The following is a 23855-nucleotide window of genomic DNA, read 5'->3' on the forward strand; positions in this document are numbered from 1 at the left end:
AAGAAGAGTTACAAAAGAGTTACAAGAAAACTTTTGCTCGCTTGAAAGCACAAGTTTTCCTTCTCTCAACTGTAACTCGTAATCATCTCATACATTTGAATCGTGGTATTCATAGGCTCCACTTTCAATTCTTCCTTCAAAACAGCAACCAGCCGCTCGTACCACTTCACTGCCTGTGTCCTATTGAGAAGCTGATAGTAAGCAAACATTAATAATCGATATGCTTCTTCCCATGTGGAATCTACTTGTATTAGCTTCTCAGCCCAATATACTGCCTGCTCAAACTCTTTCAATCTGGTACAAGTTTGGGAAAGTCGTTCTAAAACCAACAGATATTGGTGTTGTATTTTTTCTCGATCATGGGTAATCCAGTCAATAGAAGATTTATCTTCTAGTAGTTCTCCTTTATATAGCTTGACTGCTTTTAACAAATACTCTTTTGCCAGTATAGCGTTCACTTCATTCATGCCTTGTTCTATATAACGATAGAAAGATTCTAAATCACTACTTATGGTTGCATCTGGATTAATACGATACATAGCTTGTTTTCGGATAATAAAATAAGAGTCTTCTCTTGCTAGACGATTTGGTTCAATTACTTTCAATAAGGAGTTTAATGCTACTTTAAAATCACGATCAACTGTTTTATCATCCCCGTCTCCCCATAGTACTCGCATCAATTCCTCTTTTGGCACGTAGCGATTTTTGTGCAAATAAAGATAAGTAAGTAATTCTTTTGACTTGTCCCTCTGCCACTTTCGCTCACCGATTTCTCTATTACTCATAAAAAGTGTAAAAGGTCCTAGAAGATGAAGTGTTAGTTCATAGCCTGGATAACTACTTTCCTCAGTTATTTTTAGCATCTTTGTAATGGATATTAAATTACTGGAAAATGGATGAAATAAAAGTGCTTTCTGTAACAGTGGATAATGCATTTGCAAGTCTTTTGGCCCGAACATCGTCTTTTTAAGTAAGAAAAAGCCAAAGTGGTGCTGAACACAAAGGGAAGCAAAATTTTCGCTATGCACACCAAACGCTTCGTTATTTCCTAAATGAGCATAAACAAACATGAGCCAATAATGAGAAATCATTTCTCCATATACATCCTCGCTGCTTGTAAAAAGGCGATTAGCTTCATGAGCGGTTTGGATTGCCTGTTCCATTTCTACTTTTTCAAAATAGACAATTGTTAAACAAATTAATATATAAGCAGACAGCCAATAATCATTTCCTTTATCTGTTTCTCTCAAGCCTTTTTCCCCATATGATATTGCTTCTTCAAATAACCCTTGCCTAGATTTTAAAAGAGAAAGTCCCATGTAAGGCTCTGCTTTTCCTCTAGAGACATTTAGCTCTTCCATACGCTGAACAGCTTTAATATAATAGTTCTCGGGCGTTTCCAAATCGAAAGGATCATCTAATATTTCTGCATGCCCTCTTCTAATCCAACCGACTGCTTCTACGAAACCTGATTTTTCACGACTACCCGTTTCGATTCCTTTGATAGCAGCTCTTTTCGCATCATCTACCTGTCCCATTAAAGAATAGATAAAGGAAAGTAAAACTTCTGTTTCTCTATGTGAGTCTGGTAAACTTACCTCGTCACTTATTCTATTTCTTAGTACATTCTGTGCCTCCGTTAGTTTCCCAGTGCGGAGAAGAATCCGTGCATCTAAATTGCCTTCTCTAAGAATAGCGGAATCAAACGCTTCTTGTTTCACCCATTCTTTCGCCTCATTCGCTCTTCCTAAATTGACAAGATTCTCTGCTAACAATCGTTTCAATGACAACATTTCATGCTGTGTTATATCAGAACTTTTTTTTGCCCATGCTACGGCGTCTTCTAGATACGATTTTGCGAGTTTTGGTTGGATCGTATCTAGATAAATATGGGCTAGACCTGCATTCGCCCTACTTAAGTACAATAGATTGTCATTTTCCTTTGCAAACATTACACACATTTCATATGCTTTTTTTGCTTTTTCATAAAAAGCTCTATATCGATGACATTCCCCTTCATAATAAAAAAGCTCATAAAATGTTTCTCTGCTTTTCTCAGAGAGATGCACTTTTAACAATTCTAATAACCAATCAAATTGCCCCGCATGAATCATTGAATATGCAAAATGTACTAGCATGTTACCTAAAAAATATTCATCATTTGCTTTTACTGCATGATGAATGGATTGAATTAAATTATTATGTTCACTAAAAAAACTAGCGGCTCTTTTATGCGTGTCATAATATAATTTTCGATCTTTTTGTAGCCACTTTGCTTCTAAATATTGGTGAAATAGCGCATGGAATCGATAAGAAGCGGTATCACTTAATGATTGAATAAAAGCGTGGCTATTTGTCAATCTTTCTAGATTTTCTGCTTCTTTTTCCCCGTAAAATGCTTTTATTTCTTCCATATTGAAGGTTGGAAAAATACTGAAATTCAGGATGGACTGTTGATCTTTTTCGTTCATTCGGAAAAATACCTCATCGGACAAATAAGAAAACAAGTCTATGAGGGCAGGATCAAATAGCTCGTTAATTTGTTTATTGGTCTCTACAAGCTGCATAGCAATTAAATGTATGGCGATTGCCCAACCTTCTGTAATTCGCATGATTTCTACTGCATCTTCATATGAAATCGTTTTTTCAAAGTAATCCTCAAAAAAAACTCGTATTTCTTCTTCACTAAACATAAAATCTTTTTCACTGATTTCCACTAATTGACCTTTTAACTTAAGGTTCAGCAACTTTGCCCATTTCGGTCGACTTCTAGAAGCAACGACAAGATGAACGTGAGCTGGAAGAAACTCAATTATTTTTTCCACTATATAATTTATATGAAACACATGATCAATGAGGTGAAAGTCATCCAAAACAATGGAAAAAGGCTCACTAATCTTTGAAAGCTCATTACTAAACAAAGAATACCACTGCATTAATTCCTCTTCTTTTGGATACATCGAAATGATTTCTCTCTCCGTTAGGTTCTCTCCAAATGTGGGAATTACTCTACGAATGCTATGTATTAAATACCGTAGAAAAGGAAGGATATCATCGTCTTCTTCCGAGATGGTATACCATGAAAACAATTCGTTTGAATCCGCATAATACTGAGCTAGAGCTGAACTTTTCCCATATCCCGCCCCACTATGTAATAGATTTAGTTTTTTACCTGCATTCGATTGGAATTTCTTAATTAGAGCTGACCTTCTCATGTAAAAAGAAGAGGCAATAGGCGGAGTTAATTTTGACATGATAATTGTTGTTTGTTCCATTCTTTGCCTCCGATTCTACATCATGGTTATTTATACTTATCCTATCATATCTTTTCTTTTAATTGAAAGAAAATTCAGATGTATAAGAATATATGGATTTGTGGTAAAATAATCTATCTGAATAGGAGATAGTTAGAAAGGAAGAATTGATATGGAATTTCCCGTTTTAAAAACTAAAAGATTGAATCTAATAGAAATTAAGGAAGAACATGTGGATCATATCTTCAATATCTTTTCAAACAAAGAAGTCATAAAATACTACGGCATGTCTCCATTCACACAAAACGAACAAGCAAAAAGTATAATCAAATCATTCTCAAAAAACTTTCAAGAGAAGTGTTCGATCCGTTGGGGGATTATGCTGAAAGAAACAGGTGAATTTGTTGGAACAGTTGGGTTAAACAATCTCTTGCTTTCCAGTAAACGAACGGAGATAGGGTATGACTTGTCTCCTGAATATTGGAGAAAAGGGATTATTAGTGAAGCAGTAGAAACTGTTATTCGCTATTGTTTTGAAGTGCTAGACCTATATCGTATTGGAGCAGTTACATTTCCAGAAAATGAATCCTCTTATAAACTATTATTGAAACTAGGATTTAAGAAAGAAGGTCTTTTAAGAGGGTATATTTATCAAAATGATAAGTCAAATGATGCATTTGTTTTTTCATTAATCAAATCTGATTGGAAAACGTAAACTATTCATCTACCAGTTAAAGCTTTCATCATTACTTACTTTAACTTTAAATACACTCGGATCTAAGTCATTTTTAGCTAGGAAATCATTAAATATTTCCTTAACTTTTTCTTGTCTTTGCTTATTGGCTTCTTTATCTATAAGTACGAGTTTAACCAAGATTTCTTTTTTGGAATTGATGCCAGTAAGAATATGATGATTATACCCTTTTTCTTTTAATCGCTGTCCAAATTGATCGTACAGTCCACCCTTTTGCATGAAACTGTATTGAAAGTTTTGTGCTATTTGAGGTTCCTCTAGATACGGGGAACAAAGCTCTACTACTAACTTGGTGGTTTGCGTGTATGAAAATAGATAGGTAAAGATTACTGAAAATAAAGCAATTCCAATTAGGCCAATTTTCCACTTTCCCGCTTTATTCACTCCTTCACTGTTTATACTCATGATATGACTTAGGCGGAGAACCTATAACTAATCAGATATGTTGCTCTAAAATAAGAAAAACACAAGCTAGCTTTAAGTGCACCTATCTTCACTATTTCCAGAGTGCTTTAGACGAAACATTGGCTACACTTTTTCTCGTGATCTTGTGGCGGTTGTTTGTCCGTCGCTCTCTTGAAATATGTGAGACCCCGCAAAAGCGACTTGTCCAGAAGCGACGTCTTCATGACCAATATCGTGTTGGCCCAGGAGGCTGGATGATTCATCCACGAAAAGCGAGTTTCTGTTTCCGGACTCCATCTTTATTCCTTTCTATAAAAACTGAAAAAAACTGTAGACGAACTCCATTTTATCGAGTTTGTCTACAGTTGAAAAGGACCTAATTCACAAAGAATTAGGTCCTTTCTCAATTAATTATGCTTCTAGCATTTTGTTACGTAATACCATTTGAAGGATACCACCATGACGGTAGTAATCGACTTCTACTTCTGAATCGAAACGAGCAAGCACGTTAAATTGTTTTACAGAACCATCTTCCGCTTTTGCTGTTACTTGTAGAATATCACGAGGTTTCACACCTTCTGCAATATTGATACTAATTTCTTCTTTGCCAGTTAAGCCTAGAGATTCAGCATTTTCACCTGGTAAGAAATTAAGTGGTAAAACGCCCATCATTACTAGGTTAGAACGATGAATACGTTCAAAGCTTTCAGTAATTACAGCTTTAATACCTAAAAGGTTTGTTCCTTTAGCTGCCCAGTCACGAGATGATCCCATACCGTAATCTTTTCCACCAAGTACTACTAATCCAGTACCCTCTTCTTGATACTTCATAGCAGCATCGTAGATTGACATAATTTCGCCAGTTGGCCAGTAAGTTGTGTATCCACCTTCTGTACCTGGAGCCACTTGGTTACGAATACGGATGTTAGCGAATGTTCCGCGCATCATTACTTCATGGTTACCACGACGAGAACCATAAGAGTTGAAGTCACGCACTTCTACACCGTTTTCGCGCAAGTATTTACCCGCAGGAGTATCTTTACCAATTGCACCAGCTGGTGAAATATGGTCTGTTGTGATAGAATCACCGAATTTCGCTACGATGCGAAGTCCAGCAAGTGTTTGAATATCACCAGGTTCTTTCGATAATCCTTGGAAGAATGGTGGGTTTTGAATGTAAGTTGATTTGTCATCAAATGAGTATAGAGACTCAGTTGAAGTTTCAATTGCATTCCATGCTTCGTTTTCGTCGAATACGCGTGCATATTCTTTTTGGAATAATTCACGTGTAACAACTGTTGAAAGCACGTTGTTTACTTCTTCTGTAGAAGGCCAAATATCCGCAAAGAATACTTCATTGCCATCTTTGTCTTTACCGAAAGAGTCTTTTTGTAAATCAATGTCTACAGTTCCAGCAAGTGCGTAAGCAACCACAAGTGGTGGTGAAGCCAAGTAATTAGCTTTTACAAGTGGATGTACACGTCCTTCAAAGTTACGGTTACCAGAAAGAACAGAAGTTACGAATAAATCTTCGTCAATGATTGCTTTTTCAATTTCAGGTAATAAAGGACCTGAGTTACCGATACAAGTTGTACAACCATAACCTACTGTATTGAAACCAATTTGATCTAGATATTGATCTAAACCTGAATCTTGTAAATAACCAGTAACTACCTTAGAACCAGGTGCTAAAGATGTTTTTACATAAGCAGGAACTGTTAATCCTTTTTCTACTGCTTTTTTCGCAACTAAACCAGCTGCTAACATTACATATGGATTTGATGTATTAGTACAAGAAGTGATTGCAGCGATTGCTACAGCACCTGTTGGGATTGTTACATCACCATCTGCAAATTTTGCAGTTGCTGTTTTATCGAATTCTTTTTCTGTTAAACCGAAACCTTGAGTACCTTGTGGAGCAACAACTGCTTCATGGTAACGAGCTTTCATATCTGTAAGTGGAATTAAATCTTGTGGACGTTTTGGACCAGAAAGATTTGCTTCGATATCAGCTAAGTTAATTTCGATTACATCTGTATAAACTGGTTCTAAAGTTGGGTCAAAGAACATGTCGTTTGCTTTTAAATAAGCTTCAACAACAGCAATATGCTCTTCGTCACGACCAGTTAAACGTAAGTAGTTAAGTGATTCTTCATCAATAGCGAAGTAACCACAAGTTGCACCATATTCAGGAGCCATATTTGCAATTGTTGCACGGTCTGCAAGTGGTAATTTAGATACACCAGTACCGAAGAATTCAACAAATTTACCAACTACCCCACGCGTACGTAATACTTGTGTAACTTTAAGAGCTAAGTCAGTAGCAGTTGTCCCGTTAGGAAGATCCCCTACTAATTTAACACCGATTACTTCAGGAATTGGGAAGTACGAAGGTTGACCAAGCATACCTGCTTCAGCCTCAATACCACCTACACCCCATCCAAGAACACCAAGACCATTGATCATTGTTGTATGGGAGTCAGTACCTACTACTGAATCTGGAAATGCTTCTAATACTCCGTCTGCACTTTCGTTCACATGTACGATTGGAGCTAAATACTCTAAGTTAACTTGGTGAACGATACCAGTTGCTGGAGGTACAGCACGGAAATTATCGTAAGATGTTTGAGCCCATTTTAAGAAATTATAGCGCTCTGCATTACGTTCAAACTCAAGGTCCATATTTGCTTTTAAAGCAGTGGAAGAACCATATTTGTCTACTTGTACTGAGTGGTCAATTACAAGGTCAACTGGAATAGCTGGGTTGATTTTGTCTGGATTTCCGCCCATTTCATTCATTGCTGAACGTAACGATGCTAAATCAACTACTACCGGAACACCAGTAAAATCTTGTAGTACAACGCGTGAAGGTTTAAATGGAACTTCCGCTTCTGTGTTTGCGTCTTTACCCCATTTTGCAAGTTGGTTTACATGATCTTCTTTAATTACATATCCATCATATTGACGTAATACTGATTCTAATAATACTTTAATTGAATAAGGAAGGCGTGATACATTTGCGATACCAGCTTCTTCTATCGCAGCTAATCGGTAGTAATTATACTCTTTACCATTTAACGAAAAAGAAGTACGGCTGTTGTGTAAGTTACTTTTTGCCATTTGTGTTCCTCCTAATGTCTATTGAAAAGGCTCTTTCTAGTGACTTTTCTCCATTAACTATCATACTTGAATAAAGTTGATAAGTAAATTACATTAAAATTATTATAAGTAATAACTATTTCTTATGACCTTTTATTATTTCAATCGTTTTTTCTAATTGCTTTCCATGTCTTTTTTCATGAAGTCCTACGAATGGAAACCATTGTATTAGTGGAACTTGTCCGAAAAGTGGATGTTTTAAAGATTTATTTTTTAATATTTTCTTATCGGCTGATTGGTAAATAGAAAGAAGTTCCATTCGTGCTTGGTGAAGCGAGGCTTTCATTTCTTCTTTTGTTTGAAACTCTTCTGAAGGTACAGTATGTGTAGGTGCCATCACTTTAATAACTCTCAATGTAGATAATTGTATAGGCTTTTTCTTTGCTTTAGGACTTTCTGGATTTGCTAACTGTTGTTTAATCCCTTTTGTTATTATGTTTTCCATTTTTATTAAATGGTCCATTATTTCTTTAGGTGACCATGCATCTTGATTAGGTTTCTGATTGAATTGTTCATCCGTTATATGTTCCAATTGTTTAAAGAGTGCTACTCTAATTTCATTATTTTTTTCTATAAACATTAAGTTCCTCCATTCTCATATTCTTTTCAAGTATTTACACAATTATATACCGCTCCTATGATTATACAATCATTCCATCCTTCATCATTTTCTTTTTGGTCAAAATATGAGAAAATAATCCATTAGAAAGGAAGTTTGTTATGATTGCAATAAAAACGATTTCGCCATTAACACCATTAAATGACCCCTGGGAAGCTTATAGAGATATAGAACTACACAATAAGCTCACATTATCCAATATTGAATTTACAACTACCACGCTATGAAATATGCGCTGTGCCCATTGTGCAGTAGGCTATTCTTTGCAAACAAAGGACCCTGAAGCACTTCCAATCGATTTAGTAATACAACAGTTGGAGGAAATTCCACACTTAAAAACAATCAGTATTACAGGTGGAGAACCAATGCTATCCAAAAAGTAAGTAACTGATTACGTTTTTCCCCTATTGAAATATGCTCATAATCGCGGTGTCCGAACACAAATTAACCCTATCCTGACACTCCCTCCAGAAAGATACTTACTAATCGCTCCGTATTTAGATGTTCTACATATTTCGCATAACTGGGGAACTGTTGATGAATTCGTGGAGACTGGTTTCGCAATGATGGAAAGGAAACCCAAATATGAGCAACGTGCAAGTCTTTTCTAAAGAATGATAGACAATAGTCGCATGCTTTCTGAGGCTGGAGTGATGGTTTCAGCAGAAACAATGCTAAATAAAAAAACGCTCCCATACTTAGAGCATATCCATGCAGCCAAAATGAAAGAAGCATTAATATGCTTAAACGATTAAAAAAAAGTAAAAATGTTTCTGTACGAAATGTTCCAGATGGATGATCAAGATTAAATGTTAATATTTTTACTAGGGAAGTAATTGTAACTAATTTTGATGATGCCCCCCAACTAGGAAATATACGAACAAATACACTAACTACAATCTTTGATAAGTGGTTAACTTCACCTCTCTCTAAATCACTTAACTGTCATTGTCCCGCTGTCAAATGCTTAGGTCCAAATATTCTGGTGAAAAATATGTATTATAAAGAGGATTTATTTGTAAGTGGATCAATAAAGTAGAATATGTAGTAACGAACGTGAATGTTAAAGCTCAGTTTTACTTTTATTTTACATAATGATATTTGGAAGAATTAATGTGTAACAAAAAAGAACAGCTAATAGCTGTTCTTTTTAATGTATAGAAAACATATCAGCTGCCAAATTCACGATCAGTATTGTATGAAGAATGACAAACCATAACCCTTGTTTATTTAACTTTCTAGTTTTTTGAATGTCCATATTCTCCACTCCCTTTTTTTTCAATTATAATACTTTTAAAGTCAAAAAGCAAAATATTTCGAACATTTTTTTAATTATTTTTTAGCTTTATTTTTTAGTTAATCCATAATAAAAGAAAAAGGCGAGGGTGTTGTTTTAATTTGAGAAAAGCATTAGTAGTAGTTGACTATACTGTAGATTTTGTTGCGGAAAATGGAGCACTAACATGTGGAAAAACTGGGCAAAAAATAGAGAGTGCAATTGTTCGATTAACGAATGAATTTAAAATTAATAACGATTTAGTAGTTTTTCCCGTCGATTTACATGAACAGAACATTGAGTTTCATCCTGAAACAAAACTGTTCCCTCCTCATAATATTTGTAATTCGCCAGGACGTGAATTATATGGATGGATAAAACACGCTACAGCTCTTTTGCTGGTACAAATTTACTACAGCTTTTAAGAGAACGGAAAATAGAGGAAGTTCATATAATTGGTGTCTGTACAGATATTTGTGTGCTCCATACTGCAGTCGATGCCTATAACTTGGGTTTTTCGATTGTTGTTCATGAGGATGCTGTGGTCAGCTTCAATGAAGTAGGACATAAATGGGCTTTAGATCATTTTAAAAATACCCTTGGTGCTACTGTTATAAAAAATAATTCATAAATGTTTAGTCCTTCTCCTTAACGGTTATATATAGAGTGTTACCATATAAAACATTTTAAAGGAGTTGGATTCAATGGGATTTATTCTATATTTAATTATTGGTGGTATTATTGGATGGTTAGCAGGTTTAATTTTAGGTAGAGACATTCCAGGTGGAATTATAGGTAACATCATTGCTGGTATTATAGGGGCTTGGATTGGTGGATTAATCTTCTCAGATATGGGTCCAGTTATTTGGGGAATGGCAATTATTCCTGCTTTAATTGGAGCGATTATTTTAGTAGCAATTTTAAGTCTAATCTTAAAATCTATGCGTAGATAATGATCAAAAGGCTGGACCATTAGAGTCCAGCCTTTTTAATAGAAGCAGCTTGTATTTCATCTAACTGACTTTCATACAAATGATAAAAATGAAGAACATCCTCCACATATTTTTCACTATGATTATAATGAAAAATTGCTTTTTCTATCTCTCCGTTTGCAGCTCCACTTGCCGCTAAATAATTGGCTGCACTAAAGATTGCATCTTCTAAATCAAATGGATCTGCCTTTCCGTCTCCGTTTGCATCTACCCCATATCCGCCATATTTTGCAATAATTTCAGGATCAATCTTATCCTTCTCTGGTATTTCACCCTTACCTAAACCACCACAACTAGGATGTGACCAACCTACAAATGTACATGGCATAAACTGCATATGCCCTTCTGCTCCAAATGGAGAAAGCAAAGGATCCATTGTTGAAAACTTTGTTTCGATTCGGTGATGTGCAGCAAGAAGTGTCCACGGTATACCATATTTCTCCGCAGCTTTTTTGTATATAGGAATGTATTCACTTGGAACATCTAATTTTTTACCATTCGGTCCTTGCTGTATAGATGCCGCCCATTCTTGAATTTTTGGTATTTTCTGAAGCTCATGCCACCCAATGATTGCTAAAATATAAATAGTAATCGTAAGAGGAAGAAGTAAGATAATGGTCCATAATTTTACTTTATAAGACGTTTTCTTTTTTTGTTTCATCTTTCCTTCACCTACTCCATAAATTACTTTTTATATTCTACAAGCATTGGTATTTTTGATACTAATTAAACGATTGGATATTAATTCCACAAAATTCTTATAAACAAAATTTTGTCTCGGTTTATCTTCTAGGAAAACAATAGCATAAAATCAAATTAAACAGTAGCCTAAAAATAAAAGGATTGGAAAGATGGTTATAAAATAATAAGAAAAGTGCAATCGTCCTTAAGTGCATCTTGTCTTTACTATTTCCAGAGTGCTTTGGACTAAACATTTGCAATGCTATTAATAATGAGTTTTATGGAGAATCCGGAAGTTACTGAATCACTTCCAGATCCTCTATTTTCGGTAATCTTGTGGCGGATGTTTGTCCGTCGCCCTCTTGAATATGTAGAGACTTGGTTCATTTGGTTTGGTTAATGAGAGATTAGAAACTTACCTATTCTTTAAAAAGCGGACTTCAATGCGATTTCGTCCGCTCAGCGCTTCTTTATCAATAAATGCTAACTATTTTTCAGGTTCCACTTGCCCTATAGATAAACAATGGAAAGTAATAGTTCATTATTTTTACGAAGCATATTTTCTTACTTAATTGCACGGTTGATTGGAGTGGAAATCAACCTGTTCCTGGCATGGAAATTCATAAACTTTCTTATTCTTTAAGAAAAGTGCAATCACCTTTAAGTGCATCTTGCCTTTATGGTCCTAAATAACCTAGGTAGATCATGCAGAAAAAACCCCAGTAAAAAACAACCTATCGCTGGGATAGGCTGCTTCGTTATTTACCGTCTTCAATTAAATTTTCCATGTCCATCACAATTTCCTCTTTTGGTACATCTGACACTCCACTATAGTTTTTTACAACTACGCCGTTTTGGTCTACTAAATAAAAGAGGGTACCGTGAATTACTTGGTCGGATTTCGGGTCATTTATAACTAAAGCTTTAAATGATTTCTCTGCGAACTTGACAATTGCATCTTGTTTATAACCAGTTAGAAGCTGCCATTTACTTTCATCAGCTACGTCATAGTTTTTTAGGTACTCTTGAAGCTTCTGAGGAGTATCTATTTCTGGATCTATACTAAAAGCAACGATTTTGTAATCTTTTATTCCTTTATCTACAAGCATTTTTTGAATATCGCTCATATTATAGGTCATCGGAGGACAAACGGAAGTACAGTTTGTAAAGACAAATGTAGCTAGCCAAACAGTTCCCTTCATACTTTCTAACGAAACCTTTTTATTATGTTGGTTTACATAATTGAAATCTTGCACTTCCCAATTTGTTTGTGCTTCAAAATTTCCACTACTTCCACAACCTGCAAGGACAAGTAATGATACAAAAATAATAGCTATTAATTTCTTCATCTATGAGACCTCTCTTTTTTGTTCATAATCTTATCTTATCGAAAGAATTTTGTTCCTTCAACTACCTTGTCTCGTCATTTTCAACAGTTTTGTGAATGGAGAGCTTATTTTAGGCTCTGTTAACCTCCACTGGTGATTGACGTTGCAGGCGAACGCTTACTAGCTTAGCAGTCCGTAAGCCTCCCCAGGCAATAGAATGTTGGTCATGGTGGCGTTCCTTTCCTTCGTTCCAGCGGGGTCTCACCAAGACACGCCGCCTTCCACTACAATCAAGTAAATATTTCTAAATTAACAATTACATCTATCGTAGCTTATTTTAAAGATAACAGTGCATGTTTGATTTCTTCTAGTTTGCTTTCTACACGGTGCATTAAGTAAAATGACACAAATATAGGAAAGCCTACATCTTGAATCAATGAAAGCCACTGTTCCATATTATTCACTTCCTTTTAAAAATAGACCCTCCAATGCTGGAGAGTCTAAAATTATTAGATAATTTGTGTGACGTTGCGTTCTACTACTCTTGCACTTTTTACAATCGACAGTGGTATACCTTCTACATGAAAGACATTACTAGCAATAATCGCTTCCATCCCAACGTCGATTTCTGTATTCGTTAGTGATTCTTTCGGATCATCAACAGTTACCATTAATCTTTTCCCGCTTGATGTTTCGAATTGCAATTGTAAAGACTTTGTCATGTCTTTTCCCCCCTACTAATTTTAAGTTAGATTAAATTCATTGTTTCCACTTTTTCAGCCCCAATATAGGGATTATTCGAAAAGTTTGCAAGTGTTGTAGCAACTGTATCTAAACCGTTCGCAGATGCACTTGCTTGAATGTTATGATAAGATTTGGATTTCGTCACCATTTTCCCTTCTTTCGTCAAGCCTCCTTCAAATACTAACTTTAATACTGCTTGCTTATATTCTAGGTTTGCCATGTGTATCACCTCCTTTCAACTAGTAAATAGAAACTTATTGAAAGAAAGGATACAAAGAGAGTGAAATTTTTATCGGAACATCTTATACTTAAGATAGAAAAATGAGGTGATAGTTTGGAATTAACTGGTTGGTTTTTGTGGTTTATTCTATTTTGGGTTGTTGTTTTAGTAGTTTTAATGGCCATCGGCGGATTCTTCATGTTCCGAAAATTCCTTAAGGCTCTTCCAAAGGACGATGGCAAATCGGATTTAGATTGGGAAGCATATTATGTAGATAACACTATCCATCTTTGGAATGACGATCAAAAAGCACTTTTAAATGAATTAGTAAGTCCTGTGCCAGAACTTTTTAGACCAGTGGCAAAACAAAAAATTGCTGGTAAAATTGGTCAGCTAGCACTTGAAGAAAAAGCGATCTCGATTACTCGTGAGTTACTAATTCGCGGCTATATAATAGCTACTCCAAAAAGAGATCATAAATTTCTGCGAAAAAAATTAGCAGAGATGGAAATAGACGTTACCCCATTTAACAAGTTCTTTCAGGAATCTGAAAGTAAAAAAAAGGCGCAATAATAAAAGCGAGTACTTCATTTCTATGAAGTACTCGCTTTTATTTTTTATTCAATGGCTCCGGCTTTTTGGAGTTTTTTATACCGCAAAAACATAGCAAAACGCCAAGGTACAATCATTCCAAAAGCTAATATCCAAAACATACCACTAAGCTGTCCAACATCAATGGTTGAGCTTAGTATTAACTTTCCTACTATACGAACTATTAGCAATCCAATAATGATGAAAATAAAAGCTTTAGATTGCTTTAAATAGATTTCTCCATCTCTTCGTTCAAACTTCGAGGTCCAAATAAGTACAGTAGAGAATAGCATGCCTACTGCGATTGCCTCAAATATTTCCATACCTGTTACTCGAAAGTATGGAAATATGAACATGAGTGCACCAGTAGACATAAATAACGGTGGTAATAATATCTTTTTGACACTTGCAGGTTTTTTGGCAGCTTTTGCTCGAATGGTCGTTACGAGTATCCCCATTCCGATCGCAAAGACGGAGGAAATAATAATCATAATATTAGGTTGGATTTTATCAAACATAAGAATTCCCCATATCTTGTAAGTCTTTTACTTTGTTACGAACAACTTTTAGACAGTAAACTGAACATTTTTAGAATCAATTTTCATTCCAATTCGTTACATTTTGCAATATCTGTACAATTTGATCTGGATTAAAAGGTTTCGTGATAAAATCCTTTGCCCCACTTTCAATTGCTTCAACAATCAGTTTTTGTTGACCTAGTGCAGTAACCATCACAATTTTTGCTTCTGGAAACTCCGTCATAATCTTTTTCACTGCCTCAATACCAGTCATAACTGGCATTGTAATATCCATTGTCACTACATCTGGCAATAATTCGCGATACTTTTCTACAGCTTCTTTACCATTGGTTGCTTCACCAATTATTTCAAATTGATGGTTCTCTAGCATTCTTTTTATAGTTGCGCGCATGAAGACTGCATCGTCTACTACTAATACTGTTGGCATTATCATGCCTCCTTCTTTTAAAATCCTTGAAATTCTCCGAAAATTGGACTTAGAATTTGAATAATATAAGTTAAACCATCAAAAAATAATAGGATTCCAAGAGCAATCATAATATAACCGCCAACTTTTACGATTAAGTTACTATTTTTACGAATCCAGTTAAGACGCGTGACAAAGAATGACAATACGAAAAATGGAATAGCAAATCCAAAGACATAGGCTAGCATATACAACATCCCAGCATCAGGATTCGATCCAGCCATAACTATTACTGCAGCTAAAATCGGTCCAGTACATGGCGTCCAACCAGCAGCAAATGCCATTCCGATTAAAATTGTTCCAAAATAACCAGCAGGACGATTTTTAAACTGAAGACGCTTTTCTTTCATTAAGAACGCTGGATTAAAGATCCCTACTATGACTAAACCAAAAATGACAATAAATATTGCTCCAACTTGACGAAGCAGATCATCATATTGAATGAAAAATGTGCCTACAAATGATGTTGCGAATCCGATTGCAACGAAGATAATGGAAAATCCTAATAAGAAGAATAATGTATGTAACATTCCTCTTTTTTGCATTTGTTTCTTATCGGTTTTTATTTCTTCTAAAGTCATTCCTGTAATATAGGATAAAAATGCAGGATACAAGGGCAAGGTACAAGGCGAGATAAAACTTAAAAACCCCGCCCCAAATGCCAATAATAAATTTATTTCGGTACTCACGGCAGTCTTCCTTTCCAATTTACTGTCCCTATCGTACCAAATTTTTCACACTTTTACTCTACTAAAGCTTGTGACAGCTTTTTGACTCTTTTAGGCGATTTCCTCCACTACACTGTTTTGAAGTAAGTACAATTTATGATATAAACCTTTTTCTTTCAATAGTTGTTGATGAGTTCCTTGTTCTACTATTTCTCCGTGATGGAGTACTAATATTAATTCAGCATCTTGTATCGTACTTAACCGATGAGCAATTGCAATAGTTGTCCGTCCTTTCCGCATTTTCTCTAGACTACTTTGTATAGCTACTTCTGTCTCTGTATCAATATTCGCAGTTGCCTCATCTAATACGAGTATTTTCGGATTTGTTGCAATCGTTCGTGCAAATGCTACTAGTTGTCTTTGTCCACTCGAGAAGGTAGAGCCTCTTTCCGTTACTTTTTGTTTGTAAGCATACGGTAGTTTTTCAATAAAATTATTCGCCTGAACGAATTCCGCAGCGGCTTTCACTTCTTCATCGGTCATTTCCTTGGCATGCAATCTTATGTTGCTTTCAATATCCCCAAAGAATAAAAATGGATCTTGCAAAACTAGACCAACTTTTTCACGAATTACCTCTGTTTTAAAATCTTTGACAGAATGACCGTCAATTTTAATATCACCGTGTTCAAATTCATAGAACCGCATGAGTAAGTTAATAATAGAACTTTTTCCGCTTCCTGTATGTCCTACTAGAGCAACAGTTTGACCTGGTTCCACTGTAAATGAAATATTTTTCAGTACATCTGTTTTTCCATCATACGAAAACGTCACATTTTGGAATTCAATTTTCCCTTGATCAATGTTAGCTTCTTCTACATTTTTTTGAACTGGAGCTAAATCTTCTTCATCTAATAGCTTGAACACTCGAGAAGCCGCAACAATTGCCTGTTGAAAAATAGATAGTCGTTGCATCACTTGATTGATTGGTTCAAAGAAACGGTCTATATAGGTGACAAATGCGTATATAACTCCAACTTCAACGACGTTATTCATAGAAGTAATCCCAAAATAACTTAGTACCATGATAATCGCTAAAGCGTACACTAAATCGATTGCAGGACGTAAGAGAATACTATCCAGCTTGATATTCCGTTTTCCTGCATTCCAATGCGAGTCGTTTATATCATTAAATTCATCTTGTAATCTGTCTTCTTGCCTAAAGGCTTGAATCATTGTCATCCCTTGCAACGACTCTGCAAGCTTTGCGTTTAGTTGACTTAGTCGTTCACGTAAATCTTGATAAACAACGGAACTATATTTTGTATATGTTTTTATAACAACAAACATTATTGGTAATAATATTGTTGCGAACAATGCTAATTTAACATTCAATATGAACATAGCAATGTACACACCTATTATTAAAAATCCACTTTGTACAAACCCTACTAATACACTAACGAACATATCTTTTATCGCTTCTGTATCATTCGTCACACGTGACACAATACTTCCTGCAGGTGTTTTGTCAAAATATCGCATCCCTAGTTTATGCACTTTAGTAAACACATCAATGCGCATTTGTTGAATAATTTTCAGTGCGATCTCCTGGAATTTCAATAATTGAAAATAACTAACGACAACATTTCCTACTTGAATAAACACATAACCAAGTGCTAATCCGACTAGTGGTCCAGTAGGAAAATTTCTTGGAGTTAAATAGCCATCCATAAATGTTTTGATTAAATATGGTCCGAGTATATCTCCGGTTACTGTTAATATTAGTAAAAATAATGCAATACTAATTACTTTTGCATGTGGTTTTAAAAATGTTAATAATCTTTTTAGTATGTTCCACTGATCTTTTCCTGTAAGCTGTGGCTGCTTTTCATTCATTACTCTTCACCACCCTTTTCAACTAATGTCTCTAGTTGCTGCAATTGATACATTTCAAAATATACTCCTTTTACTTCCATTAATTGTTCGTGAGACCCTTTTTCAATGATGGTCCCTTCACTCATGACAATAATTTGGTGGGCATGTTGAATCGCACTGAGACGATGAGATGTAATGATTGTTGTTTCATCCGTCCGTTTTGCTTTCAATGCTTCTAAAATAGCTTCTTCCGTTCGTGCATCCACTGCTGATAAAGAATCATCCAAAATAAGTAATTCAGGCTCCATCATTAATGCACGTGCAATCGAAATACGTTGCTTTTGTCCACCTGAAAGAGATACCCCTCGTTCCCCTACAATTGTGTCATAGCCTTCTGTAAACTGTAATATGTCTTCATGAATGTAAGCGAGTTTTGCTGCTTCGTGAACTTGCTCTGTTGTCGCATCTGCATTTGCAAAAGCAATATTGCCTGCAACGGTCGTAGAAAACAAGAAGTGATCTTGAGGAACATAACCAATTGCTTCTCGTAAGCTACGTTTTTTATATTTGTCAATGGAATGATCTCCGTAGATGATCTGTCCTTCATAACCCTCAAATTCTCTCATTAATAGTTTTAAGATTGCCGTCTTTCCTGAACCGGTTTTTCCGACTACGCCTAATGTTTCACCACGCTTCAACGTGAAACGAACATCGTGCATAGCTACTCGATCATCTCCAGGAAATTTAAACTCTTCTATATTAAAGTGTAAGTCCCCTTCCGGCTTTTGTTCTAAAGCATCTTCTATATCATCAATTTCCACTTTTTCGTCCAATAAATTCGTAATTCGGTCATAGGAAGCCCTGCCACGTTCCACAATATTGAATAACCAACCAAAGGCAAGCATTGGCCAAACAAGAAGCCCTAAATATGGCGTAAATGCAAATAAATCACCAATCGACATTTCTTCAGCGAGGATAAATCGAGTTCCAAAAACAATGGATAAAAAGAAACACATGCCGACAATGAGTGAGATTGTCGGATCGAATAATGAATCGACCTTTGCTACATGGATATTTTTATCCACGACTTCTTGTGATAACTGCACAAAGTCCTCCGTGTCTTCTTTTTCCTGTCCAAATGTTTTGATAACCTTTACGCCAGAAATACTCTCTTGTGCCTTGTCATTTAAATCAGAAAATGCTTCTTGGGCATAACGAAAACGCTGATGTAATAATTTTCCGTAATAGCTCGTTAATATCACCATTAAAGGCAGTGGGATAAGTGCAATTAACGTAAGCTTCCAGTTTATCGTTATTGCCATGGCAGCTATTACAAATCCACCTGTAGTAATTGAATCGACAAGTGTTAGAACACCAGCACCTGCTGTTTGTTGAACGGCGGACAAGTCATTTGTTGCGTGAGCCATTAAATCTCCCACGCGTTTTTTCTGATAAAACGATGGAGACATTTTCGTAAAGTGATGAAACAATTTTTCTCTAAGCTGTCTTGCTAAGAAGATAGAAGAACCGAATATCATAATGCGCCAATAATAGCGGAGAATGTACATCCCAATAGCTGCAAGTGCTAAAATTCCAAGCCATTTGACTAGAAATGCTTTACTCAATGTTCCTTCGCTTATTTCGTCTACAATAAGACCAATTATTTTTGGTGGAAGCAGCTGGAGAAATGCTACAAACATAAGCATGAGAATCCCAATTAAATACTGCTTTTTCCTCTCTTTAAAAAACCATCCCAAATCTAAAAATACTTTCACTTTATTTCCCCCATGTTTATATATTAAGACTTTACTAGTTTAGCAAATGTTTGAACATTGGGAAAGATAAGAAAACGAAATTATTCGGATTTTGAAATACTTTTCATGTAAAAACAATATGAGCTTAATCGGGATTATCTGTACCTCAACAGCGGTAGCACGCATAGAAAGAAGTCATCTGCGCTATAATCACCTAAATCGCGGCTATGCGCACCTACACGAAGTCTATAAGCACCTAAATCTTAGTTATCTCCACCTAGCCCCCAGTTTCGGACATAGAAAGTACTTATTCGTAACAACGACTTAAGGTATTGCTATCAGTTTTACATTGTTAGTTTAGTAAAGTTAACAATTTATTCACTTTTTTTAAAAAAATTCGCTAGTTTCATTGTCTAGCTAGTAAAAGCGTATATAATAAATAAAAATGAATCAATTCGACTGGAGTGTTTATTTTGGATCAATCAAATCAACGGACTTTTAATTTTAATGCAGGTCCTTCCGCTCTACCTCTAGAAGTTCTGGAGAAAGCTCAAAAAGAACTTGTTAATTTCCGTGGGACAGGTATGTCTATCATGGAGATGAGTCACCGTAATGCCGCATTTGAAGATATACATAATGGAGCAATCTCTCGAATGAGAAAGCTATACTCTATTCCTGATAATTATGAAGTGCTTTTTCTTCAAGGTGGAGCTAGCCTCCAGTTTTCAATGATACCTATGAACTTCTTAAAAATTGGCCAACGAGCGGGATACATAATGACGGGATCTTGGTCAGAGAAAGCATTGGAAGAAGCTAAACTATATGGGGAACCATATGAAGTAGCAAGTACAAAATCGAATAGATACCAAAACATTCCTACACTAGAAGATCTTCAGTTTCATCCAGACGACTTATATGTTCATGTAACATCGAATAATACGATTTACGGTACGCAGTGGTCTGCTTTTCCTGACACCGGTGAGATTCCATTAATCGCAGATATGTCGAGTGATATTATGTCGAAGCCAATTGATATAAGTAAATTTGGCATGATTTATGCTGGTGCGCAGAAAAACCTTGGACCTTCTGGTGTGACAGTTGTGATTGTTCGCAAAGACTTACTTGTAAAAGCAAACGAGGAAATTCCGACTATTTTAAAATACAGGACACATGTAGACAGTAATTCCTTATATAACACACCACCTACATTTGGTATTTATATGCTAGGTGAAGTGCTCAAGTGGGTAGAAGAAAAAGGTGGACTAGAGGTAATTGCTAAAAATAATGAGGTTAAAGCGAAAGTACTTTATGATGCAATTGACAATAGCAATGGTTTTTACACAGGACATGCAACACCGGAGAGCCGTTCACTTATGAACATCACCTTCCGGGTTACTGATGAATCATTAGAAACACTGTTTTTATCCGAAGCAAAAGAAGCTGGTTTTGTCGGTCTAAATGGACATCGTTCTGTTGGTGGTTGCCGAGCTTCTACTTATAATGCTGTCCCATTAGAAGTATGTAAAGCACTTGCTGAGTTCATGGTTCAATTTCAGAACAAGCATTGCTAAAAACTTAAAAGACCTTGCCGTTCAATCATCTTGAATGGCAAGGTCTTTTTGTTCGTGCAGTCACCCAAATTGTGTTTGGTATTATCATAAATTACAAGAGGATGTCACATTCAAATATACGAAGATTTCAAGAGTAGAAAAAGATTACGGGAAGAAGATGTGGAATACTATATTAAAGAAACAATTAGATGTAGATCAAGAATATTTCAATAACATGCTATAAAAAGCTATTGAAAATGTTTGAAAGCATTCTCAATAGCTTTTTATCTATGGACTTGGAATATTAAATGTAGTGACAAGAACCATTTTTTTACCGTGAATATAGCATTTTGTATGTTATGAAGTAAGTTAAAAGACCAATTATCGGCAGAGCAGCAATAGTAAATACTGAATATGTTATAACATCATCGAATAATGTTGTAGCCAATGGAAAACTGACTAGCATTACAAAGGTTGCTACAATGATGACAGATAACGCTGCTTTCGCAGAATTTCCTGTAATTACAGACTCCCTTTCATCATCTTCCAAATTCATTTCAGGAATGACTATTTCCTTCATAAGAATTCTACCATTATTTCTTTTTTTAGAAGAAAAGTTTGCAAACCAAGTATTTAGTAAAACCAATATTAAAAATGGAATAGTGTAGTAAGTTGTATTGATATCATTTTCCATATAAAAATCATAACTTATCTCTTTATTCCTAAGCATTTCTGAAAGTTGAGCGGACTTCACTGAAGTTAATATGTGCAGTGCTAAGGAAATAATTAATAATATGCGTAAAATAATCGCTATCGATAAATTTCTCATCAAACATTCTCCTATCTATTAACGAGCATAAAAGTATTTAAACGTAAGTAAATAAATGATCAACCCAAAAACCGGTATCGAAGCGGTTGTAAAAATATGATGCCAAGGATAATCGAGAAAATAATCTGGTATAAACTTATAAGAACCAAGCATTAGAAATATATAAAGTAGAATAAAGACAAATGCATAGCGAACTGCTTTTCCAGTAATCACAACTGCACGTTCATCTTGGACATCATATTCAGGAATAATATAATCTTTAATTTGGGCATGCTTCTTTTTCTTGACCATTATAAAATTCGTCGATGTATCCACTTCCCATCAATAAAAAAATTCGCTCAATTTTAACAAAGTCATACCATCATAGCGAGAGATATGTAAAGTAACGCCTTTAAAGTAAATGTAATGTATATACTCATTTTGGGTCCTCTTCCTTATAAAAAATCTGTTCAATTTGCTCTCCTAACACTTCTGCAATATTCATTGCAAGTAGTAATGAAGGTGTGTAACTTCCTTTTTCCAAAGAAACAATTGTTTGCCTTGTTACGCCTGTTTTCTCTGCAAGGTCCCCTTGCGTCAAATTAAATCTGGCCCTTAATTCTTTCACTCGATTTTTTAGCAAACTGCTCCCTCCAAACGTTCTATTCTAATTGTATAGTTTACCGGTCATTTTGTATAGTTGGTTTTACTTTAAGATAAGTTTACTTTACTTTAAGATGAAAAAAAAGGATTTCTTTCAGTTGAGTTACTGAATCGTCCTTTATATATTGCGAATATTCTCTGTTGGATAGAAAGTCGTATATTTCTTAGAAAATGTTAATAAACAATAAATTCGTTTAAAAAGTAATAGGATTATTGAAAAGATATTAAAGTTGGGAAAAATTTTGTACAAATTGTTCTTCTTAGTTACAATAAATACAAAAAGTGTTTAGAATTCAAATTTTAACAAACGAATGGAAAATATTTTTCCCCAGAAAGTGTTTGTCTAAACCGTTGATGTATCAGATAAATTAATGTTCTTAAAGGGAGGCAGGAGTGGTATGTTTGAAACAATTGATTACTTACAGTTCGGAAACAAAAATCAAAAACGAGCTTATTTAGCTATTGAAAACTTGGGAATCATGCATAACTTATCTGAATATCATCCCATGCTTTGTGGTACTTTACCTTTAGGGATTGATATAGTAAGTTCAGACTTAGATATCATAATGAATGTTGTAGAGTTCACTTCATTTGAGCAAAAGGTTACTACTTTGTATGGAATTTACCAAGATTTCAAATTAAAAAAGCTTTCAATCCGAAATGTACCAGTAATCAAAGCAAATTTTACGTTTGAGGGGTTTGAATTTGAACTATTTGGTCAACCTCAACCAGTAATAGAACAATATGCCTATCTCCATATGATAATTGAAAAATCAATACTGAATGATACCCCTTGTCTCAAAGATGAAATAATTATATTAAAAGAACGAGGATATAAAACCGAGCTTGCTTTTTGCAAACTACTGGGGTTAGAAGGTGATTCGTATGATGCACTTTTAGAATTCGGTAAACGTAAACAAATCATTTAATTTCTTTATTGCAAGGACGACCTATTTAGTGGTGATTGATAACAAATAATGCTTACTTCTACCATTCACTACTTGTATTTTCACAATAAAAGAATACCAATACATGTCAAAGAGTGATCTAATTGCTTTCTAAAATCAAACATTTCAAAAAGGGTCATCTTAAAATGAGAATAGTTTATATGATTGCTATTATTATTAGCATTTTATTAGGTCTATCCTCCAGAAAATACAGCCTTTCACTTCCTTTATTTATTGCTCAGAATACTGGGGATATGATGTGGGCAATGATGGTTTATTTCGGATTTCGTTTCCTTCTAGTACGTAAAAGCTTAGTGACAGCAATCTGGCTTAGTTTCTCTTTCAGCTTTGGCATTGAATTCAGTCAGCTGTATCAAGCAGAGTGGATCAATCTGATTCGAGGTACTTTGCTCGGAGCATTGATTTTAGGTAAAGGATTTCTTACGTTGGACCTGATTCGATATGCAGCAGGAATTATGGTCGCCACTATTTTGGATAAGGTGATGCTTGTATTCATTCAGAGAAGATATATTAAAAGAATATGCTGAATAAAAGGAAATGA

The 23855-nt window shown here is 35.2% G+C and carries 23 protein-coding genes and 2 pseudogenes; 8 read left to right on the forward strand and 17 right to left on the reverse strand.

The window, feature by feature from the left end:
* Positions 1-65 precede the first annotated feature (65 nt).
* The gene (locus tag ACEPXD_RS09580) at positions 66-3275 is read right to left on the reverse strand and encodes a BTAD domain-containing putative transcriptional regulator (RefSeq protein WP_391122903.1); all 3210 of its coding nucleotides are present in this window, start codon (positions 3273-3275) and stop codon (positions 66-68) included.
* Positions 3276-3426: 151 nt separating this feature from the next.
* Between ACEPXD_RS09580 and ACEPXD_RS09585 the strand changes: the two genes are divergently transcribed.
* On the forward strand, positions 3427-3969 hold the full coding sequence (locus ACEPXD_RS09585; RefSeq protein WP_391122906.1) for a GNAT family N-acetyltransferase: 543 nt from the start codon (positions 3427-3429) through the stop codon (positions 3967-3969).
* Between the two features lie 9 nt (positions 3970-3978).
* Here the strand turns inward: ACEPXD_RS09585 and ACEPXD_RS09590 are convergent, their stop codons facing one another.
* The 3 genes from ACEPXD_RS09590 to ACEPXD_RS09600 form a co-directional block, all read right to left on the reverse strand.
* Positions 3979-4413: a hypothetical protein gene (locus tag ACEPXD_RS09590; protein ID WP_391122909.1), complete on the reverse strand. Its 435-nt coding sequence runs from the start codon at positions 4411-4413 to the stop codon at positions 3979-3981.
* Between the two features lie 411 nt (positions 4414-4824).
* A complete protein-coding gene (gene acnA / locus ACEPXD_RS09595) occupies positions 4825-7533 on the reverse strand; it encodes an aconitate hydratase AcnA (RefSeq protein ID WP_391115748.1) in 2709 nt (902 codons plus the stop codon).
* A gap of 115 nt (positions 7534-7648) precedes the next feature.
* The gene (locus ACEPXD_RS09600; RefSeq protein ID WP_391115749.1) at positions 7649-8152 is read right to left on the reverse strand and encodes a DinB family protein; all 504 of its coding nucleotides are present in this window, start codon (positions 8150-8152) and stop codon (positions 7649-7651) included.
* Positions 8153-8292: 140 nt separating this feature from the next.
* On the opposite strand from ACEPXD_RS09600, the pseudogene yfkAB reads away from it, so the two are divergent.
* From yfkAB to ACEPXD_RS09615, 3 genes and pseudogenes are all read left to right on the forward strand, one after another.
* Positions 8293-9230, forward strand: a pseudogene (yfkAB, locus tag ACEPXD_RS09605) (radical SAM/CxCxxxxC motif protein YfkAB).
* Between the two features lie 359 nt (positions 9231-9589).
* Positions 9590-10098 (forward strand): annotated as a pseudogene (locus ACEPXD_RS09610) (cysteine hydrolase family protein).
* Positions 10099-10171: 73 nt separating this feature from the next.
* On the forward strand, positions 10172-10420 hold the full coding sequence (locus ACEPXD_RS09615) for a GlsB/YeaQ/YmgE family stress response membrane protein (RefSeq protein WP_391115750.1): 249 nt from the start codon (positions 10172-10174) through the stop codon (positions 10418-10420).
* Positions 10421-10439: 19 nt separating this feature from the next.
* Here ACEPXD_RS09615 and ACEPXD_RS09620 read toward each other — a convergent pair whose 3' ends face one another.
* The 5 genes from ACEPXD_RS09620 to ACEPXD_RS09640 form a co-directional block, all read right to left on the reverse strand.
* Positions 10440-11120, reverse strand: coding sequence for a lytic transglycosylase domain-containing protein (locus tag ACEPXD_RS09620; RefSeq protein WP_391115751.1), 681 nt, complete (start codon positions 11118-11120; stop codon positions 10440-10442).
* Positions 11121-11898: 778 nt separating this feature from the next.
* A complete protein-coding gene (locus tag ACEPXD_RS09625) occupies positions 11899-12489 on the reverse strand; it encodes an SCO family protein (RefSeq protein ID WP_391115752.1) in 591 nt (196 codons plus the stop codon).
* Between the two features lie 311 nt (positions 12490-12800).
* Positions 12801-12923, reverse strand: a complete 123-nt coding sequence (locus ACEPXD_RS09630; RefSeq protein WP_151700032.1) for a YvrJ family protein — start codon at positions 12921-12923, stop codon at positions 12801-12803.
* A gap of 54 nt (positions 12924-12977) precedes the next feature.
* On the reverse strand, positions 12978-13190 hold the full coding sequence (locus tag ACEPXD_RS09635) for a DUF2922 domain-containing protein (RefSeq protein ID WP_391115753.1): 213 nt from the start codon (positions 13188-13190) through the stop codon (positions 12978-12980).
* 26 nt (positions 13191-13216) lie between these two features.
* Positions 13217-13432: a DUF1659 domain-containing protein gene (locus ACEPXD_RS09640; protein ID WP_391115754.1), complete on the reverse strand. Its 216-nt coding sequence runs from the start codon at positions 13430-13432 to the stop codon at positions 13217-13219.
* Positions 13433-13546: 114 nt separating this feature from the next.
* Between ACEPXD_RS09640 and ACEPXD_RS09645 the strand changes: the two genes are divergently transcribed.
* Entirely contained in the window at positions 13547-14005 is a 459-nt protein-coding gene (locus ACEPXD_RS09645) for a DUF2621 family protein (protein WP_391115755.1), read from the forward strand.
* 44 nt (positions 14006-14049) lie between these two features.
* Here ACEPXD_RS09645 and ACEPXD_RS09650 read toward each other — a convergent pair whose 3' ends face one another.
* The 5 genes from ACEPXD_RS09650 to ACEPXD_RS09670 all read right to left on the reverse strand — a co-directional run bounded on the left by ACEPXD_RS09650 (position 14050) and on the right by ACEPXD_RS09670 (position 19346).
* Entirely contained in the window at positions 14050-14541 is a 492-nt protein-coding gene (locus ACEPXD_RS09650) for a CcdC family protein (protein ID WP_391115756.1), read from the reverse strand.
* 76 nt (positions 14542-14617) lie between these two features.
* Positions 14618-14989 carry a response regulator gene (locus ACEPXD_RS09655; protein WP_391115757.1) on the reverse strand — a complete coding sequence of 124 codons (372 nt, stop codon included), beginning with the start codon at positions 14987-14989 and terminating at the stop codon, positions 14618-14620.
* A gap of 17 nt (positions 14990-15006) precedes the next feature.
* Positions 15007-15717: a cytochrome c biogenesis CcdA family protein gene (locus ACEPXD_RS09660; RefSeq protein ID WP_391115758.1), complete on the reverse strand. Its 711-nt coding sequence runs from the start codon at positions 15715-15717 to the stop codon at positions 15007-15009.
* 90 nt (positions 15718-15807) lie between these two features.
* A complete protein-coding gene (locus ACEPXD_RS09665; protein WP_391115759.1) occupies positions 15808-17592 on the reverse strand; it encodes an ABC transporter ATP-binding protein in 1785 nt (594 codons plus the stop codon).
* Positions 17592-19346, reverse strand: coding sequence for an ABC transporter transmembrane domain-containing protein (locus ACEPXD_RS09670; protein ID WP_391115760.1), 1755 nt, complete (start codon positions 19344-19346; stop codon positions 17592-17594). Before ACEPXD_RS09670 ends, ACEPXD_RS09665 begins: the two co-directional genes overlap by 1 nt.
* Before the next feature lie 452 nt (positions 19347-19798).
* On the opposite strand from ACEPXD_RS09670, the gene serC reads away from it, so the two are divergent.
* Positions 19799-20896 (forward strand): 3-phosphoserine/phosphohydroxythreonine transaminase, encoded by a 1098-nt coding sequence (gene serC / locus ACEPXD_RS09675; RefSeq protein WP_391115761.1) that lies wholly within the window; start codon positions 19799-19801, stop codon positions 20894-20896.
* A 310-nt stretch (positions 20897-21206) separates the two neighbouring features.
* On the opposite strand, the gene ACEPXD_RS09680 is transcribed toward serC, so the two are convergent.
* The 3 genes from ACEPXD_RS09680 to ACEPXD_RS09690 form a co-directional block, all read right to left on the reverse strand.
* Complete coding sequence (locus tag ACEPXD_RS09680; RefSeq protein ID WP_391115762.1) at positions 21207-21704, reverse strand: hypothetical protein; 498 nt, start codon at positions 21702-21704, stop codon at positions 21207-21209.
* An 18-nt stretch (positions 21705-21722) separates the two neighbouring features.
* A complete protein-coding gene (locus ACEPXD_RS09685; protein WP_391115763.1) occupies positions 21723-21995 on the reverse strand; it encodes a hypothetical protein in 273 nt (90 codons plus the stop codon).
* A 124-nt stretch (positions 21996-22119) separates the two neighbouring features.
* Entirely contained in the window at positions 22120-22326 is a 207-nt protein-coding gene (locus ACEPXD_RS09690; RefSeq protein ID WP_391115764.1) for a helix-turn-helix transcriptional regulator, read from the reverse strand.
* A 418-nt stretch (positions 22327-22744) separates the two neighbouring features.
* Here ACEPXD_RS09690 and ACEPXD_RS09695 point away from each other — a divergent pair, with 418 nt between their 5' ends.
* Positions 22745-23275, forward strand: a complete 531-nt coding sequence (locus tag ACEPXD_RS09695; protein WP_391115765.1) for a DUF4269 domain-containing protein — start codon at positions 22745-22747, stop codon at positions 23273-23275.
* Between the two features lie 164 nt (positions 23276-23439).
* Positions 23440-23841, forward strand: coding sequence for a DUF2809 domain-containing protein (locus tag ACEPXD_RS09700; RefSeq protein WP_391115766.1), 402 nt, complete (start codon positions 23440-23442; stop codon positions 23839-23841).
* The last annotated feature ends 14 nt before the right edge of the window (positions 23842-23855 follow it).

The sequence above is a fragment of the Psychrobacillus sp. L3 genome, from assembly GCF_042945595.1.
GTDB lineage: Bacteria > Bacillota > Bacilli > Bacillales_A > Planococcaceae > Psychrobacillus.

Excerpts from the sequence above, each read along its gene's own strand:
- ACEPXD_RS09580 (WP_391122903.1), bottom strand. The coding sequence starts at position 3,275 with ATGGAACAAACAACAATTATCATGTCAAAATTAACTCCGCCTATTGCC.
- ACEPXD_RS09640 (WP_391115754.1), bottom strand. The coding sequence starts at position 13,432 with ATGGCAAACCTAGAATATAAGCAAGCAGTATTAAAGTTAGTATTTGAA.
- ACEPXD_RS09680 (WP_391115762.1), bottom strand. The coding sequence starts at position 21,704 with ATGAGAAATTTATCGATAGCGATTATTTTACGCATATTATTAATTATT.
- ACEPXD_RS09665 (WP_391115759.1), bottom strand. The coding sequence starts at position 17,592 with ATGAATGAAAAGCAGCCACAGCTTACAGGAAAAGATCAGTGGAACATA.
- acnA (WP_391115748.1), bottom strand. The coding sequence starts at position 7,533 with ATGGCAAAAAGTAACTTACACAACAGCCGTACTTCTTTTTCGTTAAAT.
- ACEPXD_RS09600 (WP_391115749.1), bottom strand. The coding sequence starts at position 8,152 with ATGTTTATAGAAAAAAATAATGAAATTAGAGTAGCACTCTTTAAACAA.
- ACEPXD_RS09630 (WP_151700032.1), bottom strand. The coding sequence starts at position 12,923 with ATGGAACAGTGGCTTTCATTGATTCAAGATGTAGGCTTTCCTATATTT.
- ACEPXD_RS09695 (WP_391115765.1), top strand. The coding sequence starts at position 22,745 with ATGTTTGAAACAATTGATTACTTACAGTTCGGAAACAAAAATCAAAAA.
- ACEPXD_RS09615 (WP_391115750.1), top strand. The coding sequence starts at position 10,172 with ATGGGATTTATTCTATATTTAATTATTGGTGGTATTATTGGATGGTTA.
- ACEPXD_RS09590 (WP_391122909.1), bottom strand. The coding sequence starts at position 4,413 with ATGAGTATAAACAGTGAAGGAGTGAATAAAGCGGGAAAGTGGAAAATT.
- ACEPXD_RS09655 (WP_391115757.1), bottom strand. The coding sequence starts at position 14,989 with ATGCCAACAGTATTAGTAGTAGACGATGCAGTCTTCATGCGCGCAACT.
- ACEPXD_RS09650 (WP_391115756.1), bottom strand. The coding sequence starts at position 14,541 with ATGTTTGATAAAATCCAACCTAATATTATGATTATTATTTCCTCCGTC.
- ACEPXD_RS09635 (WP_391115753.1), bottom strand. The coding sequence starts at position 13,190 with ATGACAAAGTCTTTACAATTGCAATTCGAAACATCAAGCGGGAAAAGA.
- ACEPXD_RS09620 (WP_391115751.1), bottom strand. The coding sequence starts at position 11,120 with ATGAAACAAAAAAAGAAAACGTCTTATAAAGTAAAATTATGGACCATT.
- ACEPXD_RS09625 (WP_391115752.1), bottom strand. The coding sequence starts at position 12,489 with ATGAAGAAATTAATAGCTATTATTTTTGTATCATTACTTGTCCTTGCA.
- ACEPXD_RS09585 (WP_391122906.1), top strand. The coding sequence starts at position 3,427 with ATGGAATTTCCCGTTTTAAAAACTAAAAGATTGAATCTAATAGAAATT.
- ACEPXD_RS09685 (WP_391115763.1), bottom strand. The coding sequence starts at position 21,995 with ATGGTCAAGAAAAAGAAGCATGCCCAAATTAAAGATTATATTATTCCT.
- ACEPXD_RS09700 (WP_391115766.1), top strand. The coding sequence starts at position 23,440 with ATGAGAATAGTTTATATGATTGCTATTATTATTAGCATTTTATTAGGT.